The sequence below is a fragment of the Muriicola sp. SD30 genome (genome assembly GCF_041205185.1).
Lineage (GTDB): Bacteria > Bacteroidota > Bacteroidia > Flavobacteriales > Flavobacteriaceae > Muriicola.
Genome location: NZ_JBGEWB010000002.1, coordinates 761,790 through 781,679 on the forward strand (window position 1 = coordinate 761,790; position 19,890 = coordinate 781,679).

The following is a 19,890-nucleotide window of genomic DNA, read 5'->3' on the forward strand; positions in this document are numbered from 1 at the left end:
ACATGGCATCAGGAAAAGCAACACCGCGTCAGAAGATGATCAACTTAATGTATTTGATCTTTATCGCAATGCTGGCGCTCAATATGAGTAAGGAAGTTCTGGCTGCATTCGGATTAATGAATGAAAAGTTTGAAGCTTCTAACGAAAAAACCACGGAAAGCAATATGGCCTTCCTCAGTGGATTAGAAACCAAAGCATCTGAGAACAAGGAGAAATTTGGACCCTTGTACAAAGACGCCGTTAAGATCAAGGAATTGTCTCAGGAATATTTCGATTATATCGAGTCCTTGAAAACGTCAATGACCAAAGAACTGGATGATCCGAAGGATTATGTAGTTATGGACAAGTCGGACTGGCTAGACCAGAAATTCTTTCAGGGTGATAACCTTGCCCCGGAAGGAAAAGAATTCCTGAAAAGAATCAACGATTATAAAACCCAGATCACTGCACTTCTTCCAGAGAACTTTACCGAAGTTCGCGATGCTGTAGCCTCAAGGTTTCAAACCGGAGACGCTAACGGCAAGGTAGAAAGAAGAGATGGTGTAAAAGTTGATTGGATCAATTACCATTATGAAGGATATCCATTAGTAGCTTCTCTGGCAAACCTGAGTAAGCTGCAGGCCGATATTAAATCGACTGAAGAGGATGCCTTAAAAGCAATGCTTCAGGGTCAGTTAACCTCTGAGGTTTCCATGACAAACTATACCACTTTACTGGAGCAGGAGAAATCTGCTTTCTATACAGGGGAGAAGTTTGCAGGAGCCATCGTCCTTGGACGTAAGGATGCGACAACAAGACCTAATGAAGTAAATCTGAAACTCGATGGAAGAACCCTGGTTGAAGGGAAGGACTACGAGATTAAGGAAGGACAGGTAAAGCTACTGGTAAGTGCAGGAGCTGCCGGAGATCACAAGATCGAAGGAAACCTGGTCTTTATTCAGGATGGAGAACGTACCGAAGTACCGGTTTCTTCAACATTTGCGACGATTACTATGCCTAACGCAGCCGTAATTTCAGCAGACAAGATGAATGTGGTTTACCGAGGAGTGGCCAATCCAATGACCATTTCAATCCCTGGTATTCCAGATAACAAAGTTGACGCAAGTGCAGCTGGATTACGCAGAGTTTCAGGAAGCAAGTTTGTTATGAACCCTGGAAAAGGACGTGAAGTGACTATCAATGCCTCTGGTGTTTTGCCTGATGGTAAGAGAATCACTACTCCCGCTACCTTCAGGATCAAGGATATTCCAAGACCTGCAGGATCTGTAAGAGGGGAATCCGGAAGTGCCAAGATGCCAAGGCGAAACCTTGAAATCGCGACTATCGGAGCGTTGTTAGAAGACTTTGATTTTGACCTTAACCTTGCGGTAAGCGGATTTAAATTCAAAGTGCCAGGACAGCCAACTGTTGTTGTCAAGGGTAATAAACTTGATAGCAGAGGTAAATCTGCCCTTAAAAGAGCCAAAAGAGGTGATGCTGTTCAGATCTTTGATATCGAAGCTTACATCACCAATAACAAAACGTATAAGCTTAAGAAAGTATCTCCTGTAATTGTGGAGATCACAAACTAAGAATTTTTAGTAAAATTGAATTTTATGAATTGGAAGAATGTAATACTAGTTGGAGCCGTTTCTCTGCTACCGATTTCAATCCTGGCCCAGGCAAATATTTTAAATGCCAAGAAGCCACAGGATATCGGGAAGAAGACAGCAAACCAGTTGGCAATGGATGATGATGTTCCTCTGGATTATGGTTATGTGGATGACAGGGATATTCTCTGGTCCAAGACCATATGGGAGGTGATCGACCTTGATGAGAGGGTGAATTTCCCCCTCTATTATCCAACCGATACAATTGATATCGGTGCCGACAGGAGATCGCTTTACGATGTTTTCTTAAAAAACATCAAGAACGGCAAGTTGACAGATGTTTACGTTGACTCTTACTTCACCGAAAAAAGGAAGTTTGAAGATCTGAAAGCAACCCTGACAAGGATAGATACAACAGATTTCGGATACGAACAAATCAATGCAGGTGAAGAACTCTCCCCTGAATATGTTAACAGGAGGGATATAACCGCTGCAGATATTGAAGAGTATCGTATTAAAGGTATTTGGTATTTTGACAAGCGCCAGGGAGAACTGAAGTATCGACTCCTCGGGATAGCTCCCGTAGCTCCCGATGTAAACTTCGTGGATGACGAATCTATGAATCCTGCCGATAACAAGGTAGAATTGTTCTGGGTTTGGTTTCCAAGTGCCAGGAAAATCCTTCACGATGCGAAGGTGTTTAACCAACGGAATTCAGCACAGCCTATCTCATATGATATGTTGTTGAACGCCAGAAGGTTTAACGCAACCATCTACAGGGAAGACAATGTCCATGGAGATCGTTCTATAGACGACTACATCGCGGATAACGCCTTGTTCCAGTTACTAGAATCTAATCGCATCAAAGAAGCGATCAGAGACAGGGAACAGGATATGTGGGCCTATTAAAAATTCCTTTAGTATTCCAATTCAATTATAAAATGAAAACGCCGCTTTTATGAAGCGGCGTTTTTTATTTTTGTACAATGGTTGATTACCTGATAGCAGGCCTAGGTTTGGCTGGAATTTCGTTTTGTGAAACCCTGGAACAAGAGGGAAAATCGTTTATGGTTGTCAGTGATCAGTCTCAAAAGGCCTCAACCGTAGCAGGCGGCTTGTACAACCCGGTTGCACTCAAGAGATTTAACCTGTCATGGAAGGCCCATGAACAACTTGCACTCCTGCCCCAATTTTATGCCGGCCTGGAAAAAAAATTGGGTGTTCAATTAAATTACCCTCTCAGCGTTCTGCGAAGATTTACAAGTATAGAAGAGCAAAACCAATGGTTTGAAGCTTCAGATAAGCCGGGTCTTGAACCCCTTATGTCTACCTCACTGATTTCTAATACTAATGCTGCTATTGAAGCGAAATACAGTTACGGCGAAGTATTGAGAACGGGCAGGGTCGACACAAAACTCCTTCAAATAGGCTACAGAAACTATCTTCTCGATCGGAATCTGCTCCGGAAAGAATCGTTTGATTTTAATTCCCTGACCTTGGGGGAAGATCTTATACTCTACAAAAATATTAAAGCTAGGTATCTCGTTTTTGCCCTTGGCTATGGTCTGAAGCAAAATCCCTATTTTAACTGTCTTCCTTTAAGTGGATCCAAAGGTGAATACCTTATGATCAAGGCTCCTGATCTTAAGGAAAAACATATCATAAAGTCTTCCGTATTTCTTATTCCTCAGGGAAATCAGGTTTATCGCGTCGGAGCCACATATAAACGAGAGGACAAGACTAATAAACCCACTCCGGAGGCAAGAGAAGAACTTGAAACCAAATTAAGGTCCTTTTTAAAATGCGATTATGAGGTGGAACACCAACTTGCAGGAATCAGGCCCACCACAGGAGACAGGAGGCCTTTGGTTGGGCAACATCCCTACTACCCATCGCTGTATCTTCTCAATGGCTTTGGTTCCCGCGGCGTAATGATCGCTCCTTATGCTTCAAAAGCCTTGTACAATTACATCGAAAATCAAGAAGAGCTTCCTGCGGAAATGGACATAAAAAGATTCAGAAAACGCTTTGGTAAATTCTAGGATTTTACGACTGCCCCCGGATCGTAGTGCATGAAAATATTGATCCAGATATTCCTTGAGAGACGAATTATAATTGGTAGAAAGAGAATTAGTGTTACTACTATGCTGACAAAAATATTGAGCAAGCTGGCCTTGAATACAAAAAAAGTAATAACAAAGGCTGCCACGGCAAAGGCAATACCTACAGCATAACTCACATACATAGCACCATAAAAGAAAGAAGGCTCTATTTTGTACTTTGTATTACAGTGGGAACATCGTTCATTCATCTTAAAAAGAGACCCCGGAAGATAAGGATTCTGTACCTTGTACATGCTTTCCATATGGCATTTTGGGCAACTTCCTGTTAAAATGCTGTAGAGTTTGCTTCCTTTTTTGAACATTTGCAAAACTTTTGGCAAAGATACTTTTTTGCTTAATTATACCTTGTAAACCGAGTTACAATCATGTTAAATGTCCATAATCTTTCCGTTTCATTTTCAGGTGAAATCCTCTTCGAGGAAATTTCGTTCCGTCTGAATCCGGGTGACCGTGTTGGACTGATCGGTAAAAATGGGGCAGGAAAATCTACCTTGCTGAAATTACTTGCCAAAGATGTAGCTCCTGATACCGGAACATTAGCTTCCGACAAGGAACTACGCATTGGATTCCTAAGGCAGGATATTGAGTTTGAGGAGGGGCAGAGCGTACTTGAAGAAGCCTATAAGGCATTTAAAGAGCTTCAGGAAGTAGAAGGTCGACTGGAGAAGATCAATGAACAGCTCGCAGAACGAACCGATTATGAAAGTGAGGGATACCATCAATTGATGGTAGATCTCAATGATTTTACGCATAGATACGAGATCCTGGGGGGATATAACTACCAGGGCGAAACAGAGAAAATCCTTTTGGGCCTGGGTTTTAAAAGGGAAGATTTTGATAAAAAGACCAATACATTTTCCGGGGGATGGAGAATGCGTATTGAACTGGCGAAGTTGTTACTACAGAGCAACGATGTACTTTTGTTAGATGAGCCTACCAACCACCTCGATATCGAATCGATTATCTGGCTCGAACAATTTCTCACCAATTTTCCTGGGGCAGTTGTGATCGTATCCCACGATAAGATGTTCCTGGATAATGTTACTAACCGCACTATAGAGATCTCGCTGGGCCGTATTTACGATTACAATAAACCATATTCCAAATTCCTCGTTCTGCGCGAAGAAATCAGGGAACAGCAAATCAATGCCCAAAAAAATCAGGAGCGTGAAATTCAACAGGCAGAACGACTCATAGAAAAGTTTCGTGCCAAGGCCTCTAAAGCTTCCATGGCCCAATCGCTGATTAAAAAATTAGACCGAATGGACCGCATTGAAGTGGATCAAACGGATAAAAGTGTTTTAAAACTGCGTTTCCCGGTATCCGTGACCCCGGGAAAGATAATAGCAGAAATGAATGGCATCACTAAGCATTACGGCCCCAAAGAAGTTTTGAATAACATCAATTTACTTTTAGAACGCGACAGTAAAACGGCCTTTGTAGGACAAAATGGACAGGGAAAAACTACCCTTGCCAAAATTATGGTGGAGGAGATCGCTTACGAGGGAGAACTCAAATTGGGGCACAATGTACAGATCGGCTACTTCGCCCAGAATCAGGCAGAATACCTCGATGGCAATAAAACTGTACTAGACACCATGATTGATGCTGCCAATGAAACCAATAGGAGTAAGGTTCGGGATATTTTAGGCTCTTTCCTCTTTAGCGGGGATGAGGTGGAAAAATTCGTAAAGGTGCTCTCCGGAGGGGAACGAAACAGACTGGCCCTTGCAAAAATGTTGTTGCAACCCTTTAATGTCCTCGTGATGGACGAACCGACCAACCATCTGGATATTGCGTCTAAAAATGTACTAAAACAGGCCTTGATCAACTTTCAGGGGACACTCATCGTCGTTTCACACGACAGGGACTTTCTACAGGGTCTAACCAATAAGGTCTACGAATTTAAAGACAGGAAAATAAAGGAGTATCTAGGGGATATCAATTACTTCCTTGAGGAACGGAAAGCAAATGATTTCAGGGCAATTGAAAAGAAATCGGAGGAGGAAACAAAAAAGAAAACCGAAGATAAGTCCCCGAATCAATACCTTGATCAGAAAAAATTAAAAGGTCTTAAAAATAAACTGAGTCAGGTAGAAAGTAAGATTAGTGGCCTGGAAAAAGAAATTGCCGAGATTGATCATGAACTGCTGATGAATTATGACCAGACGATTGCTCAGCCAAACTTCTTCGATAAATATCAAAAAAAGAAGAAACAACTCGAATCCCTGATGCAGCAATGGGAAGATCTTACCCTACAACTCGAAAAATAAGCCGCAAAGGGATTGTAATACAAGTTTTATTTCACAACAAAATTTCTGGTTTTCACAACAAAATAGGACCGTTTGTCGGAAAAATAAGTAGGTAATCTCTACTTTGAACTATATTTGTAAGGTAATTCCTAATTCATGTATCAGATTTGTTGTAAGTCGACTACTGAATACTGACAAAGAAATTCAAAATGAAAAAAACACTTTTCCTTTCACTGTTGATGTTAAGCTCAGCGCTCTTTGTTACAGCCAAGGTATCCAAAGGGGAAATGGAGGCGCTTACAGACCTTTACGAAAGCACTAATGGAAAGGAATGGGTAAGGACATGGGATTTCTCCACTCCGGTACACACATGGTACGGGGTAAAGGTGGAAGGTGATCACATCGTTGAGATCAATCTCTTCAGAAATAATTTAAAGGGTACACTGCCTGTATCCATGGATAAGTTGTCTCACCTCAAGGTCCTCAATTTGGCATTTAATGGTTTGACGGGCGAATTACCTGAAAGTATTACCCGGATGGAAAAGCTGGAGGTCCTCAAAATAGAGATGAACAGATTTAAGGGTGAATTACCAGAAGCTCTCGGTAATTTACGTCAGTTGAAAGAATTGACGGCTTTTAATAATTTCTTTACCGGAAGTATTCCTTCAAGCATGGGACAGCTCACCCGTTTGAGAGTACTTAATCTTTCAAGTAATAGTCTCAGGGGAGCAATACCAGAAGAACTGGGTAAATTGACTAATTTGGAAAGCCTTGGACTATTTGAAAATACACTCGAAGGATCCATTCCAAGACAATTCGGGCAGTTGGTGGAACTCAAAGAGCTCATCCTTGCAAATAATCAATTAGATGGAGCAATTCCTTCAGAATTTAGTCAATTGGCCAGTTTGGAGATCCTGCAGATACAGAATAACAAATTCAATTCTCTCAAAAACCTGGAAGGAATGAATACGAAGCAATTCCTGGTCTTTGACTATGACAAAGAAGAAGCTAAGTTGAACTTTAAGGAGATCGACTTTAAGAAAACCCGGGTTGCGGATACGAAATTTGAAGACGAAGATGATCCTGATCATGAATAGTCAATTTTAAGTTGGTTAGCTATAATTAGGGGATGTGAAAACATCCCTTTTTTTTGTTTTAATACCTAAGAAGTCCTTAAAATATTATGATTTATTTAACTATGGTTGCATATGCAACTAATAGATATTTATCTAGTTTTGGCCCATGCAAGAACTCGACTTGGAGATAGATTTGGAAAAGTCGCTTGGCCCCTGGCTAGGCAAAACCATAAAAATTACAGACTACTATTTGCACGAAGCTTTTCAGCAGCATGGTTTGGATATAAGTAAAGAACAGATGATCGTTCTTGGGAAATTGAATAAAAATGACGGACTTAACCAAAATGAAATTGCCGACTTAATCTGGAGAGACAAATCTTCTTTAGCCAGGTTATTGGCGAAGATGGAAAAAAAGGGGTATATAATCAAAAGACAGCACGAACAGGACAGGCGCGTTAACCTGGTTTACCTTACAGATAGCGGAAGGGAAATTTTCCGTAAAACCAGACCGATCATACAAAAAGCAATAAACATCCTGGAGATGGATCTCAGTAAATCAGAAATCAATCGCATGATTGAAATTTTAAAACGGATCCAGGATAATTTTACAAGAGAATTAAAATCACTTTAAGTATCCACCAAATGAGAAAGATAATATTATCGATACTAGGAATCCTGATTATAGTGTTGGGGATTTTTTTATCCAACAGCATAGTTGAAAGTAAAACCAGGCCAAAACCAAAAGTTGAAAAGGCCGTAAAGACCGTTTTTACTCAAACCGTAAATAACGGAACAGTAGATATTATTGTTCCGGCAAATGGCAACCTTACCGCGAAGCAAAGAGTAGAGCTCTACGCGGAGGTGCAGGGGGTATTCAGAAAAGGGAATAAGCTATTTAAGGCTGGTCAGCCATACAGGGCCGGAGAAACTATCATTCGAATAGATGCCTCCGAATATTATGCCAGTGTGCAGTCTGCCAAAAGCAACTTATACAATCTGATCACCTCTATAATGCCGGATCTTCGTTTGGATTATCCCGAGTTTTATCCTAAATGGCAAGCCTATCTTTCGGGCTTCGATCTTGATAAGACAACCCCGCCATTCCCGGAAATGACTTCTGAAAATGAAAAATTTTTTATATCCGGACGTGGAATTTTAACTACCTATTACAATGTTAAGAATCTGGAGCAACGGTTGAGTAAGTATGCGATAAGAGCACCTTTTAGGGGTATTCTGACAGAAGCACTGGTTACTGAAGGCTCGCTGGTTAGATCAGGACAAAAACTAGGTGAGTTTATCAACACCGATGTGTATGAATTAGAAGTTGCAGTGAGCAAGACCTATAGTGACCTTTTAAAAGTAGGCGAGGTTGTCAACCTGGTCAATCTGGACAGGACCAAAACTTACAAGGGGAAAGTAGCCAGGATAAACGGGAGCGTAGATTTGGCTACCCAGACCATAAAGGCGTTTATAGAAGTCAGCGACAGTGATCTCAAAGAAGGGATGTATCTGGAAGCAAATTTAAATGCTAAACAAGAGACCAATGCAATTGAAGTAGACAGAAACCTGCTTTTGGAAAATGATCAGATATTTGTCGTTCGCGATACTGTCCTCGATCTTATTGATGTAAAGCCCGTTTATTTTTCGGATAAGAAAGTTGTTCTTAAAGGGGTTCCTGAAGGAGAGACGATTATAACCAAACCCGTGGTGGGTGCATATGCGGGAATGCTCGTAAAGGTGTATAAGGAAGAGACTGCACAAAATATTGAACAATGAGAAATATTATAGCGTATTTTATTAAATACCATGTGGCGGTCAATGTAGTGATCATTGCATTTTTCATCTTTGGGATTGTAGGAGCCCTGTCGTTAAAATCTTCCTTTTTTCCACTGACGGATTCTAAGAATATCTCAATAAACATTACATATCCGGGAGCTTCTCCACAGGAAATTGAAGAAGGCATTGTCCTGAAGATCGAAGATAACCTAAAGGGACTTGAAGGGGTTGATAGAGTGACCTCTACCTCCAGGGAGAACAGCGGGAGTATCAATGTGGAAATAGAAAAGGGCCGGGATGTGGATTTTATGCTACTACAGGTAAAAAACGCTGTAGACAGGGTACCGACATTCCCCACGGGTATGGAACCCTTGGTGGTTTCAAAACTGGAGGTTGTAAGACAGACCATAAGTTTTGCAATAAGCGGAGATAATATCCCACTGGTAACCTTAAAGCAAATTGGACGCCAGATTGAAAATGATATACGGGCCATTGACGGGATATCCCAGATCAGTATTTCCGGATACCCTGAGGAAGAAATAGAAATTGCTGTCAATGAGAATAGCCTATTGGCTTATGGAATGTCCTTTACAGAGGTAGCACAGGCAGTTTCAAATGCCAATATCCTTGTAACCGGAGGAAATATCAAAACCGATTCCGAGGAGTATTTAATCAGGGCCAATAACAGATCCTATTACGGAGATGAACTTTCTAATTTAATTATAAGGGCCGATGCTTCCGGTCAGACAGTGAGATTGAAAGATGTGGCTGTAGTCCGGGATCGTTTTTCTGAAACACCCAATGCATCCTATTTTAATGGCAACCTTTCAGTAAATACTACTATCACCAGTACGAATACGGAAGACCTTATTTCTTCGGCCGAAAAGGTTAGGAACTATATAGAGGAATTCAATCAGAAATACAATAACGTTACACTCAATGTAGTGAGCGATTTATCTGTCACCCTCACTGAGCGGACAAAACTACTTACAGAAAATGCCGTCATGGGGATGACCCTGGTCCTTATTTTTCTTTCTTTATTTCTAAATACCAGGCTGGCCTTTTGGGTAGCCTTTGGTCTGCCAATCTCATTTTTGGGAATGTTCATTTTTGCCGGCTATTTCGATGTAACCATCAATGTATTATCCTTATTCGGGATGATTATCGTGATAGGGATTTTAGTAGATGACGGGATTGTGATCGCAGAGAATATATATCAGCATTACGAGAAAGGGAAAACACCCATACAGGCAGCCATAGATGGTACCATGGAAGTACTTCCACCCATTGTATCTGCAATTATTACAACCGTACTGGCATTCTCAATTTTCCTGTTTCTGGATGGAAGAATTGGGGAGTTTTTTGGAGAAGTATCGGTTATTGTGATACTCACTCTTGCTGTATCCCTGATAGAAGCTCTGATCATTCTCCCGGCTCACCTTGCACATTCCAAAGCCCTGCGTCCGATAGATGACAAACCAAAGAAGGGGATAGCCAAGGTGTTTTCAAAGCTGAGGATTATCAATAAATCCGGAGACCGGGCCATGGCATGGCTCCGGGATAAAATGTACAGTCCTACCTTGCGTTTTGCCCTGAAGTATAAACTGCTTACGTTTTCCTTTTTTGTTTTTGCACTCTTACTAACATTTGGCTCCGTTGGAGGGGGTATAATCCGTACTGCCTTTTTTCCGCAAATTGCCAGCGACAGGGTACAGATAAGTTTACAAATGCCCAATGGAACAAATGAAAAGGTTACAGATTCAATAATTAGCCTTATTGAAGAGAAGGCCGAAATCGTCAATCAGGAGTTAACCGAACAGTATTTGAAAGGAACCGATAAGGTCCTTTATGAAAATGTTATCAAGAATGTTGGTCCTGGTTCTTCAACGGCCTCTCTGACCATTAATCTACTTCCCGGTGAAGAGCGTCCGGATGAGATACGTTCCGACATGGTTTCCACACGTCTGCGTGAATTGGTGGGCCCTGTTATCGGAGTTGAAAGCCTGATTTACGGTTCAGGGGGGAATTTTGGTGGAGATCCTGTTTCTGTCTCTTTACTAGGCTACAATATTGAAGAATTAAAAGGGGCAAAAACCGAGTTAAAGAATGCGTTACTTCGTAATCCGGAATTGAAAGATGTTGCTGACAACGATCCTGCTGGAATCAAAGAAATACGCCTAAAACTAAAGGAAAATGCCTACCTGCTAGGTTTAGACCTGCGAACGGTAATGAATCAGGTAAGAGCAGGTTTTTTTGGAACTCAGGCACAACGTTTTCAACGAGGCCAGGATGAAATTCGGGTATGGGTGCGTTACGACAGGGAAAACAGATCGTCCATTACCGATCTTGATGAAATGCGCATTGTTACTCCAAGCGGCAGTCGGATACCATTAAAAGAGATTGCTTCTTATAGCATAGAGCGTGGAGAGGTCGCCATCAACCATTTGGACGGGCAGCGTGAAATTCAAATTTCAGCGGATTTAAAAGATGCACAAACTACCAGTGCAACAGATATAATGACTGAGATTCGAACCGAGATCATGCCTGAAATCCAATCGAAGTACCCTACGGTATCAGCTTCTTATGAAGGACAGAACAGGGAAGCCGGTAAACTCCTCGATTCATTGCAATTTGTTGGTTTCACTGTACTTTTCCTGATTTATGTTACCATAGCTTTTACATTCAGAAGCTTTAGTCAGCCCTTAATGCTACTCATCCTAATCCCCTTTAGTTTAACGGCCGTGGCATGGGGACACTGGATCCACAATTTCCCTATGAACATCTTATCCATGCTGGGTATTATAGCCCTTGTAGGGATCATGGTAAATGATGGCCTCGTCCTGATAGGAAAGTTTAATGGGAATCTTCGCAATGGGATGAGTTTTGACGATGCAATATTTGAGGCCGGAAGGTCCAGATTCAGGGCCATTTTCTTAACCTCTCTAACCACCGCTGCTGGACTTGCCCCTTTAATCTTTGAACAGAGCAGGCAGGCACAGTTTCTGATCCCCATGGCTATCTCCATAGCCTATGGTATTGGTTTCGCTACAGTCCTCACCTTGATTATGTTGCCTATTTTCCTGTCTTTCAGCAATAAAGTGAAAGTGGGTACAAAATGGTTGGCAACGGGAAATACGATCACAAAAGAAGAAGTGGAACGAGCCATAAAGGAACAAAAAGAAGAGATTCATTTACAAGATCAAATGGTGACTAAACTATTGAAAGAACCAACCAATGGCTCTTCAGTTTCAGATCCAAAAAAAGATATAGAAAAAGAATTGGAGGATACTAAATAATGAGAAAGTACCAAGCAATTTTCATGCTACTGGCATTTGTAACTATAAATACCAGAGCACAGGAACAAGTATTGTTAAAAGATGATGCAGTTTCCAGAGCACTCTACAACAATTTTGGAATTAAAGTAGCAAAGAACCAGGTCGAGATTGCCGAGAATAATAAAAGTATTCTCAATACGGGCTTCCTGCCTACTTTAACAGGAAGTGCCGGGGCAACTTACAACAGAGATGATGCAACTATAGAATTTCCGGGGCAATTTCTCGAGAGTGGTGAACCAAGACCCGATGTAGAACTCAACCAAGCCGAGGCCCAGAGATACGACTCCAGCCTTTCTCTGAATTTCACTTTGTTCGACGGTATGGGCAGATATTACAATTACAAAAGCCTGAAAGAACAATACCAGCTAACAGAGTTACAGGCAAGGGAAACTATAGAAAATACGGTTCTGCAGTTGCTGAGTATATATTTTGAAGTAGCAAGACTTACAGAGAACGTCAATGTGTTTAAGAAGGCCTTGGAAGTTTCCAATGACCGGATAACCCGGGCTGAATACGCCTTTGAATACGGTCAGAATACTAAGCTCGATATACTGAATGCCCAGGTTGATGTCACAAATGACAGTATCAACCTGTTAAATGCACAGCAGCAATTGTCGAATACAAAGCGCGATTTGAATGTAGTATTAAATCAAAACCTGAATGAATCATTCGAAGTTGATACAGTTGTTGCCTTTATCCCCAGATTACAATTGGACGACTTTATTGCAAAAGCGAGGGAAAATAATGTCGCCTTATTGCAAACGAAAAAAAATCTGCTAATCAATGAATACGATATCAAGATTAGTAGATCCGGATACCTCCCCACAATAGGCCTTAATGGTTCATATGGCTGGAATTTAAATCAAAGTGCAGCTTCAGCCTTTTTTCCGGGCACCAACAATGAGACCTATAACCTCAACCTCGGGGCACGGCTTACCTGGAACCTCTTTGATGGCGGTAGTACCAATGTTCGTGTGAAAAATGCGAAGATCGCTTATGAAAACCAGGAACTGCTAAAGAAACAGATTGAGCTGGAGGTAGATCGGGATATATTGAATGCTCTCGATATCTATGAGAACAGGCTTTCTATCTATGCTATCCAGGAACAAAACGTTGTTACAAATGAGAATAATTTTGAGCGTTCCAGAGAACAGTTCCAGTTAGGGAGGATCACCTCCATAGAATTCAGGCAGGCACAGATCAACCTGCTGAATGCACAAACCAATAAGAACCTTGCCAAATACGATGCGAAGCTGGCAGAAATACAGCTCCTCCAATTAACGGGCCAACTTCTCAATGTTGAACTATAAGAGGGAACATGCTTGAACACTTCTTTCAATGTCCTTATTGCTGGGAAGAAATTTCGATGTTAATAGACACTTCTGTTGCTACTCAGACCTATGTTGAGGACTGTGAAGTTTGTTGCAATCCGATAGAAATCAACATTCATTGTACGGCTGGTGAATTGCATGAATTTCAGGCAAATCCCCTGGGCCAGTAAATCGATAATATCATCGCACTTCCGGATCTGGTGCGCAAATCCCCATTTATTTAGTATTTTGTTCCGGGCATAGGATAATTATTCTGTAATGGACAATCAACAGAAGAAAGCAAAAGCTTACTGGAATGAAAACCTGAGGTATCTTGTGATATTACTCTCCATATGGTTTGTTGTGTCCTTTGTGGCAGGCATCCTCTTAAAAGACTGGCTGAATGCTATTAAAATTGGTGGATTTGGCCTTGGTTTCTGGTTTGCACAGCAAGGTGCTATCTATGTCTTTGTAATCCTCATTTTTGTTTATGTCCGACTGATGAATAAACTTGATAAGAAATACGGATACGATGACTAATGATATCCAGAAAACAATAAGTTAAAACATGGACGTACAAAGTTGGACGCTCCTTCTGGTCGTCATATCCTTTTCCCTCTATATCGGGATTGCTATCTGGTCGAGGGCCAGCTCAACCAGTGATTTTTATATTGCCGGAGGCCATGTTCCCGCTTTGGCCAACGGTCTGGCAACGGCAGCCGACTGGATGTCGGCGGCCTCTTTTTTAGGGATGGCCGGTCTCCTTTCTTTTACAGGCTATGACGGTTCAGTTTACCTGATGGGTTGGACAGGCGGATACGTTCTACTCGCTCTTCTTCTTGCCCCATATCTGAGAAAATTCGGAAAATTCACGGTTCCTGATTTTATAGGAGATCGCTATTATTCCAATATTACGAGGACAGTAGCGGTTATTTGCGCCTTGTTGGTTTCTTTTACCTATGTGGCAGGTCAGATGAGGGGGGTTGGACTTGTTTTTTCACGTTTTCTTGAAGTTCCTATTGACACGGGAGTAATTATCGGAATGATCATTGTTTTGTTCTATGCGGTACTCGGTGGGATGAAAGGGATAACCTATACCCAGGTTGCACAGTACTGTGTCCTGATCTTTGCCTTTATGGTGCCCGCTATATTCATTTCCATTCAAATGACAGGGAATCCGGTTCCACAACTGGGAATGGGCGCCCAGGTCCTTGGAGAGGAGATTTCACTGCTCGATAAATTAGACGGTCTTTCTGAAGCTCTTGGATTTACGGCATATACGGATGGTTCAAAATCCACAGTTGACATCTTTTGTATTACCGCTGCGCTTATGGTGGGTACAGCAGGATTACCCCATGTCATCGTACGATTTTTTACTGTTCCCAATGTGAGGGATGCAAGGAAATCAGCAGGTTACGCCCTTCTTTTTATTGCGATTCTTTATACAACCGCACCAGCAGTGGCAGTATTTGCCAGGACTAACCTTATAGAAACAGTGAGTGATCAACCCTATGAAGAAATGCCCGAATGGTTCCGGAAATGGGAAACTACGGGTTTAATCGTATTTGATGATAAAAACAGGGATGGCCTTATTCAGTATGTAGGAGATGCCGATAAAAACGAACTAACCGTGGATCCCGATATCACCGTGCTGGCAAATCCGGAGATAGCTAAGCTTCCAAATTGGGTAATTGCCCTGGTTGCTGCTGGTGGCTTGGCTGCAGCACTCTCAACCGCTGCAGGTTTGTTGCTCGTTATTTCCACGGCTATTTCCCATGATCTTATAAAAAAGCAATGGAAACCAAATATTTCTGACAAATACGAACTTGCACTGGCCAGGATTTCTGCAGTGATAGCCGTGTGTATAGCAGGATATTTTGGGATCAACCCACCCGATTTTGTAGCTGCAACGGTAGCACTGGCCTTTGGGCTGGCGGCGGCTTCATTCTTTCCGGCCATCATTCTGGGCATATTTTATAAAAAAATGAACAAGGAAGGAGCTACCGCCGGAATGGTGGCAGGAATCTTAATAATGCTTTATTATATGCTCAGATTCAAGTTTGATATGTTTGGCGGAGGGAATTCTTCAGACTGGTGGTTCGGAATTTCTCCTGAAGGCTTTGGAACTGTGGCCATGTTGCTTAATTTTATTGTATCCCTCTCCGTTTCGGCATTGTTCAAGGATCCACCGATAGAGGTACAGGAAATTGTTGAGAACATCCGATTGCCAAAAAACGCCGGGAGAGCAAATTCACATTAAACCAATACGCATGAGTAATTACAGCATTAAAAACCTGGAAGAGTATTTTCAGCTCTATCGAAAATCAGTAAGGGAACCGGAAAACTTCTGGGAGGAGATTGCAGAAGAGCACTTTTTCTGGAGAAAACGCTGGACAAATGTAATGCAATGGGATTTCTCAAAACCTGAAGTAAAATGGTTTGAAGGAGCCAAACTGAATATCACTGAGAATTGCCTCGACAGACACCTTCCGGCACGTGGGGATAAAACAGCGATTATATTTGAACCAAACGATCCGGGAGAAGAAGCACAGCATATCAGTTACAATGAATTGCATGCCAGAGTATGCCGATTTGCCAATGTGCTTAAATCACAGGGTGTAAGCAAGGGAGATCGCGTTTGTATTTATCTTCCCATGATACCGGAACTGGCCATTGCAGTACTGGCATGTGCGCGAATCGGTGCGATCCATTCTGTGGTTTTTGCCGGCTTTTCCTCACAGGCTCTTGCCGCACGGATTAATGATTGCGATTGCAGGCTTGTAATTACTTCCGATGGCTCCTTCCGGGGAGCAAAGACCCTAAATCTGAAAGAAATAGTAGATCAGGGCCTGGAAACCTGCAAGGGGGTTAAAACCGTACTGGTCGTCAAAAGAACAGGAGGTGAGATCGAGATGAAGGATGGGAGGGATAAGTGGATAGCACCTCTTTTAGACAAGGCCAGCGAGGATTGTGAAGCGGAAATAATGGATGCAGAAGACCCACTGTTTATCCTGTATACCTCCGGTTCCACAGGTAAACCAAAAGGCATGGTCCATAGCTCAGCCGGATATATGGTATTTACCGCCTACACCTTCAAGAATATATTCCGGTATCGGGAAAATGATATTTACTGGTGTACAGCGGATATTGGTTGGATCACCGGACACTCTTATATCGTTTATGGTCCCCTGGCCAACGGTGCCACCACAGTAATGTTTGAGGGCGTTCCTACCTATCCCGATTACGGCAGGTTCTGGGAAGTGGTAGCCAAACATAAGGTCAACCAGTTTTATACCGCCCCAACCGCTATCAGGGCCCTGGCCAAAGAGAGCCTGGATTTTGTGGATAAGTATGATCTTTCTTCTATAAAAGTTCTGGGTACAGTAGGGGAACCTATCAATGAAGAAGCATGGCATTGGTATAATAACAACATTGGAAAGAATAATAGTCCGATAGTAGATACCTGGTGGCAGACGGAGACCGGAGGGATAATGATCTCTCCCATTCCATATGTCACTCCTACAATACCCACCTATGCCACCTTACCCTTTATTGGTATTCAGCCAGCTCTTATGGACGAGAAGGGGAAGGAAATAAAAGGGAACCAGGTAGAGGGCCGATTGTGCATAAAATTTCCCTGGCCCGCAATGGCCCGAACTATCTGGGGAGATCACCAACGCTATTACGACACCTATTTCTCTGCCTTTAAAAATATGTACTTCACCGGGGACGGGGCTATGAGGAATGCCGTAGGATACTACAGGATCACCGGTAGGGTGGATGATGTTATAATCGTTTCCGGGCATAATCTGGGGACTGCTCCTATTGAAGACGCCATTAATGAACACCAGTCGGTTTCAGAATCAGCCATCGTAGGCTATCCACACGACATCAAAGGCAATGCCCTTTACGGTTTTGTGATCCTCAAACACGGGGGGGAGAGGCGTGACAGGGAAAACCTCAAAAAAGAAATCAATGAGCAAATTTCAGAGCATATAGGCCCTATCGCCAAGCTGGACAAGATTCAATTTGTGCCTGGACTGCCTAAAACGCGAAGCGGAAAAATAATGAGGCGTATTTTGAGAAAGATCGCTGCAAATGATACCTCCAATCTAGGGGATATCAGCACCTTGCTCAATCCGGAAGTAGTGGAAGCCATTATAAAGGATGCGCAATAATTTCACTGCTATCTATCCTAGAGAATGGAATAAAGGATAAATCCGCCAAAAGCAAAAGAAAAAGGGGCGAGAAGTCTTATTGTATTAGGTGGAAGCATGGCTGTGCATTTTTGTGCATAAGCATAGTGCAAGGCTCTTGGTAATAGCATTAGGAGTATGGAAGTACCTATCATAAACCAGCCCATTATCTGTAGGAACTCAGGAAATTTTGATTGAGGAGCGCAGAGAATGAGTCCGACAGCAGGAATCATTCGCAATGACAATTCCCCAAAGTGTATCCGAGGAGTACTGGCGGCTTTATTTAATATCTTCCATATGCGGTTGGGTGCGAGCAACATCAAAAAACCTACGCCTATCAGGAAAAATCCGAATAAAATCACAAGAAATTTCGCAAGGAGTATCAAGGAGTTAGTCTTTGGATTGATAGTATTTCTGAAGGGTATAAAAGGCCTTTTTTCTCTTTCCTTCTTCAGATATCAGGCCTTTTCTGTTCCATCCGTCCTGTATTCGGGGGAGAACCCTTCTGGGCGATCTGAAATCCACCAGGATCCAGGGAGACATGCCCTGAAGCTGAGGGATTGAACTAAGCATCTTTAAAGTTTCCTCATACAGGAATTCCTGGTATTCTTCTGTCCATCGCGTAAGCTTATCACCATGCAGGCCGTACTTGGCTCCTGCTCCAAATTCTGAGATCAGGACTGGTTTGTCCTGCTCTATACGCCATTTTATTTGGCTAAGCTTATCGGGGAGACCATCATACCAGCCGATGTATTGATTGAAACTTAGAATGTCCACAACAGATGCAAAGGGATCATCGATGGTTCTTATCAATGGATCGTTGTTATATCTTCCCTGCTCCAATGCCGCGCTTATGAGTCGGGAAGGGTCCATATCTCTTGCCAAAAGGGAAAGATTAGTCAGAAATTCCGTCCTGGCATCGCTTGCAGGCGTCTCATTGGCCATAGACCAGATTATGACCGAAGCCCGGTTTTTATCACGAGTAATAAGTTCTTCGAGTTGCCGGGCTGCATTTGCATAAGTGTCGGGATTTTTCCAGGAGATTGTCCAGTAAACAGGATTTTCTTCCCATACCAATAAACCCATCTGATCGGCCATTCGCACCATATGTTCATTGTGCGGATAGTGTGCCAGTCGAACAAAATTACACCCCATTTCAGTTGCCCAGGACAATAGCTGACGCGCATCTTCTTCGCTGTTCCCCCTGCCTCCTTTAAAAGGCTTTTCTTCATGTATGGAAATCCCTTTTAGGAATACAGGAGATCCATTGAGCAGAATTTTACTCCCCTGGGTTGTAATGGTGCGGAATCCTATCTGATCTTTTATTTTATCATTCCCTGAAGTAATAGAAACCTCGTGCAGAAATGGGTCGTCGGGCGACCAGTATCTGATCTGTTTTGCAGATATATCCACTTTAGCGCGCCCTTCATTATTCGTAATCAATGGAAGGGTTACAGACAATGCCGGGATGCCTACTTCAATTGCCTGATTTGCAAGCTGTTTCCCCTTGAGTTGAACATAACCCTGAATCCGGGTCGGGTCTTGGGGATTGAGGTAAAGAAAATAATCATTAATGAATGTAGAAGGAGTCTCAATGAGTTTTACTTCCCTGGTAATTCCGCCGTAATTCCACCAATCGGTATTCAGGGTAGGAACACCTTCTTTTATCCTCTTGTTATCTACTTTCACTACAAGGTAATTATCCCTGGCATCAAGAAGCTCCGTTATTTCATAGGAGAATGGGGTAAATCCCCCGATATGACGCCCTAATTTCTTACCGTTGAGGTATACATCCGATTTGTAATTAGAGGCTCCGAAATGCACAAACAGACGGTTCGATGGTTCTTCAAGCTCGTAATCAAATGACTTTTTATACCAGAGGGAGCCTTCGTAATAGAATAATTTTTCTTTCTGAGTATTCCAGTCGCTTGGCACCTGCAGACTATCACTAAGATCAAAATTATATTCGATCAGCTCGGAAGGATTATCCGGTTTTGAATTAGTAAAAAAGGCGTTCTTCCCCGGATCTTTCTGATTTTCGAAGGCTTCAAGGCGGTAGTTGTAAAACCCGTTTTCATAGGGGTCCACTATATACTTCCAGTAACCATTTAAGGAAGTGGAAGGCCTGTTATAGGTGTTTATTATTCCCGGCTGCTGGGCAGATAAAAATATAGTGAAACTCAGGATCAGGAAAAGGCTCAGAAGGTACTTTGTAGATTCCATAGACCGGTTA

The 19,890-nt window shown here is 42.3% G+C and carries 16 protein-coding genes; 13 read left to right on the top strand and 3 right to left on the bottom strand.

Annotated elements, in window-relative coordinates:
* The first annotated feature begins 2 nt into the window (after positions 1-2).
* The 3 genes from gldM (at position 3) to AB8P51_RS08520 (ending at position 3,631) form a co-directional block, all read left to right on the top strand.
* Entirely contained in the window at positions 3-1,571 is a 1,569-nt protein-coding gene (gene gldM, locus AB8P51_RS08510; protein WP_369748381.1) for a gliding motility protein GldM, read from the top strand.
* A 24-nt stretch (positions 1,572-1,595) separates the two neighbouring features.
* Positions 1,596-2,498 (top strand): gliding motility protein GldN, encoded by a 903-nt coding sequence (gene gldN, locus AB8P51_RS08515; protein WP_369748382.1) that lies wholly within the window; start codon positions 1,596-1,598, stop codon positions 2,496-2,498.
* 77 nt (positions 2,499-2,575) lie between these two features.
* Complete coding sequence (locus AB8P51_RS08520) at positions 2,576-3,631, top strand: NAD(P)/FAD-dependent oxidoreductase (protein ID WP_369748383.1); 1,056 nt, start codon at positions 2,576-2,578, stop codon at positions 3,629-3,631.
* On the opposite strand, the gene AB8P51_RS08525 is transcribed toward AB8P51_RS08520, so the two are convergent.
* The gene (locus AB8P51_RS08525) at positions 3,628-4,014 is read right to left on the bottom strand and encodes a DUF983 domain-containing protein (protein ID WP_369748384.1); all 387 of its coding nucleotides are present in this window, start codon (positions 4,012-4,014) and stop codon (positions 3,628-3,630) included. The genes AB8P51_RS08520 and AB8P51_RS08525 overlap by 4 nt on opposite strands.
* Before the next feature lie 63 nt (positions 4,015-4,077).
* Here AB8P51_RS08525 and AB8P51_RS08530 point away from each other — a divergent pair, with 63 nt between their 5' ends.
* From AB8P51_RS08530 to acs, 10 genes are all read left to right on the top strand, one after another.
* Positions 4,078-5,985 carry an ABC-F family ATP-binding cassette domain-containing protein gene (locus AB8P51_RS08530; RefSeq protein ID WP_369748385.1) on the top strand — a complete coding sequence of 636 codons (1,908 nt, stop codon included), beginning with the start codon at positions 4,078-4,080 and terminating at the stop codon, positions 5,983-5,985.
* Positions 5,986-6,173: 188 nt separating this feature from the next.
* Positions 6,174-7,061, top strand: coding sequence for a hypothetical protein (locus tag AB8P51_RS08535; RefSeq protein WP_369748386.1), 888 nt, complete (start codon positions 6,174-6,176; stop codon positions 7,059-7,061).
* 145 nt (positions 7,062-7,206) lie between these two features.
* Positions 7,207-7,671, top strand: a complete 465-nt coding sequence (locus tag AB8P51_RS08540; RefSeq protein ID WP_369748387.1) for a MarR family winged helix-turn-helix transcriptional regulator — start codon at positions 7,207-7,209, stop codon at positions 7,669-7,671.
* A gap of 11 nt (positions 7,672-7,682) precedes the next feature.
* Positions 7,683-8,816, top strand: a complete 1,134-nt coding sequence (locus tag AB8P51_RS08545) for an efflux RND transporter periplasmic adaptor subunit (protein WP_369748388.1) — start codon at positions 7,683-7,685, stop codon at positions 8,814-8,816.
* Entirely contained in the window at positions 8,813-12,112 is a 3,300-nt protein-coding gene (locus AB8P51_RS08550; protein WP_369748389.1) for an efflux RND transporter permease subunit, read from the top strand. Before AB8P51_RS08545 ends, AB8P51_RS08550 begins: the two co-directional genes overlap by 4 nt.
* Entirely contained in the window at positions 12,112-13,461 is a 1,350-nt protein-coding gene (locus AB8P51_RS08555) for a TolC family protein (RefSeq protein ID WP_369748390.1), read from the top strand. The genes AB8P51_RS08550 and AB8P51_RS08555 overlap by 1 nt, the downstream gene beginning before the upstream one ends.
* An 8-nt stretch (positions 13,462-13,469) precedes the next feature.
* Entirely contained in the window at positions 13,470-13,652 is a 183-nt protein-coding gene (locus tag AB8P51_RS08560; RefSeq protein WP_369748391.1) for a CPXCG motif-containing cysteine-rich protein, read from the top strand.
* 88 nt (positions 13,653-13,740) lie between these two features.
* A complete protein-coding gene (locus AB8P51_RS08565; protein WP_369748392.1) occupies positions 13,741-14,001 on the top strand; it encodes a DUF4212 domain-containing protein in 261 nt (86 codons plus the stop codon).
* Between the two features lie 28 nt (positions 14,002-14,029).
* Positions 14,030-15,721: a sodium:solute symporter family protein gene (locus tag AB8P51_RS08570; protein ID WP_369748393.1), complete on the top strand. Its 1,692-nt coding sequence runs from the start codon at positions 14,030-14,032 to the stop codon at positions 15,719-15,721.
* A gap of 10 nt (positions 15,722-15,731) precedes the next feature.
* Positions 15,732-17,639 (top strand): acetate--CoA ligase, encoded by a 1,908-nt coding sequence (acs, locus tag AB8P51_RS08575; protein ID WP_369748394.1) that lies wholly within the window; start codon positions 15,732-15,734, stop codon positions 17,637-17,639.
* 17 nt (positions 17,640-17,656) lie between these two features.
* Here the strand turns inward: acs and AB8P51_RS08580 are convergent, their stop codons facing one another.
* Together AB8P51_RS08580 and AB8P51_RS08585 are read right to left on the bottom strand one after the other, a co-directional pair.
* Complete coding sequence (locus AB8P51_RS08580; RefSeq protein ID WP_369748395.1) at positions 17,657-18,043, bottom strand: hypothetical protein; 387 nt, start codon at positions 18,041-18,043, stop codon at positions 17,657-17,659.
* Between the two features lie 4 nt (positions 18,044-18,047).
* The gene (locus AB8P51_RS08585) at positions 18,048-19,880 is read right to left on the bottom strand and encodes a glycoside hydrolase family 2 protein (RefSeq protein ID WP_369748396.1); all 1,833 of its coding nucleotides are present in this window, start codon (positions 19,878-19,880) and stop codon (positions 18,048-18,050) included.
* Between the last annotated feature and the right edge of the window lie 10 nt (positions 19,881-19,890).

What these genes read in the sequence shown, in the direction of transcription:
- gldM (WP_369748381.1), top strand. Translation starts at nt 3, where the DNA reads ATGGCATCAGGAAAAGCAACACCGCGTCAGAAGATGATCAACTTAATG.
- gldN (WP_369748382.1), top strand. Translation starts at nt 1,596, where the DNA reads ATGAATTGGAAGAATGTAATACTAGTTGGAGCCGTTTCTCTGCTACCG.
- AB8P51_RS08520 (WP_369748383.1), top strand. Translation starts at nt 2,576, where the DNA reads ATGGTTGATTACCTGATAGCAGGCCTAGGTTTGGCTGGAATTTCGTTT.
- AB8P51_RS08525 (WP_369748384.1), bottom strand. Translation starts at nt 4,014, where the DNA reads ATGTTCAAAAAAGGAAGCAAACTCTACAGCATTTTAACAGGAAGTTGC.
- AB8P51_RS08530 (WP_369748385.1), top strand. Translation starts at nt 4,078, where the DNA reads ATGTTAAATGTCCATAATCTTTCCGTTTCATTTTCAGGTGAAATCCTC.
- AB8P51_RS08535 (WP_369748386.1), top strand. Translation starts at nt 6,174, where the DNA reads ATGAAAAAAACACTTTTCCTTTCACTGTTGATGTTAAGCTCAGCGCTC.
- AB8P51_RS08540 (WP_369748387.1), top strand. Translation starts at nt 7,207, where the DNA reads ATGCAAGAACTCGACTTGGAGATAGATTTGGAAAAGTCGCTTGGCCCC.
- AB8P51_RS08545 (WP_369748388.1), top strand. Translation starts at nt 7,683, where the DNA reads ATGAGAAAGATAATATTATCGATACTAGGAATCCTGATTATAGTGTTG.
- AB8P51_RS08550 (WP_369748389.1), top strand. Translation starts at nt 8,813, where the DNA reads ATGAGAAATATTATAGCGTATTTTATTAAATACCATGTGGCGGTCAAT.
- AB8P51_RS08555 (WP_369748390.1), top strand. Translation starts at nt 12,112, where the DNA reads ATGAGAAAGTACCAAGCAATTTTCATGCTACTGGCATTTGTAACTATA.
- AB8P51_RS08560 (WP_369748391.1), top strand. Translation starts at nt 13,470, where the DNA reads ATGCTTGAACACTTCTTTCAATGTCCTTATTGCTGGGAAGAAATTTCG.
- AB8P51_RS08565 (WP_369748392.1), top strand. Translation starts at nt 13,741, where the DNA reads ATGGACAATCAACAGAAGAAAGCAAAAGCTTACTGGAATGAAAACCTG.
- AB8P51_RS08570 (WP_369748393.1), top strand. Translation starts at nt 14,030, where the DNA reads ATGGACGTACAAAGTTGGACGCTCCTTCTGGTCGTCATATCCTTTTCC.
- acs (WP_369748394.1), top strand. Translation starts at nt 15,732, where the DNA reads ATGAGTAATTACAGCATTAAAAACCTGGAAGAGTATTTTCAGCTCTAT.
- AB8P51_RS08585 (WP_369748396.1), bottom strand. Translation starts at nt 19,880, where the DNA reads ATGGAATCTACAAAGTACCTTCTGAGCCTTTTCCTGATCCTGAGTTTC.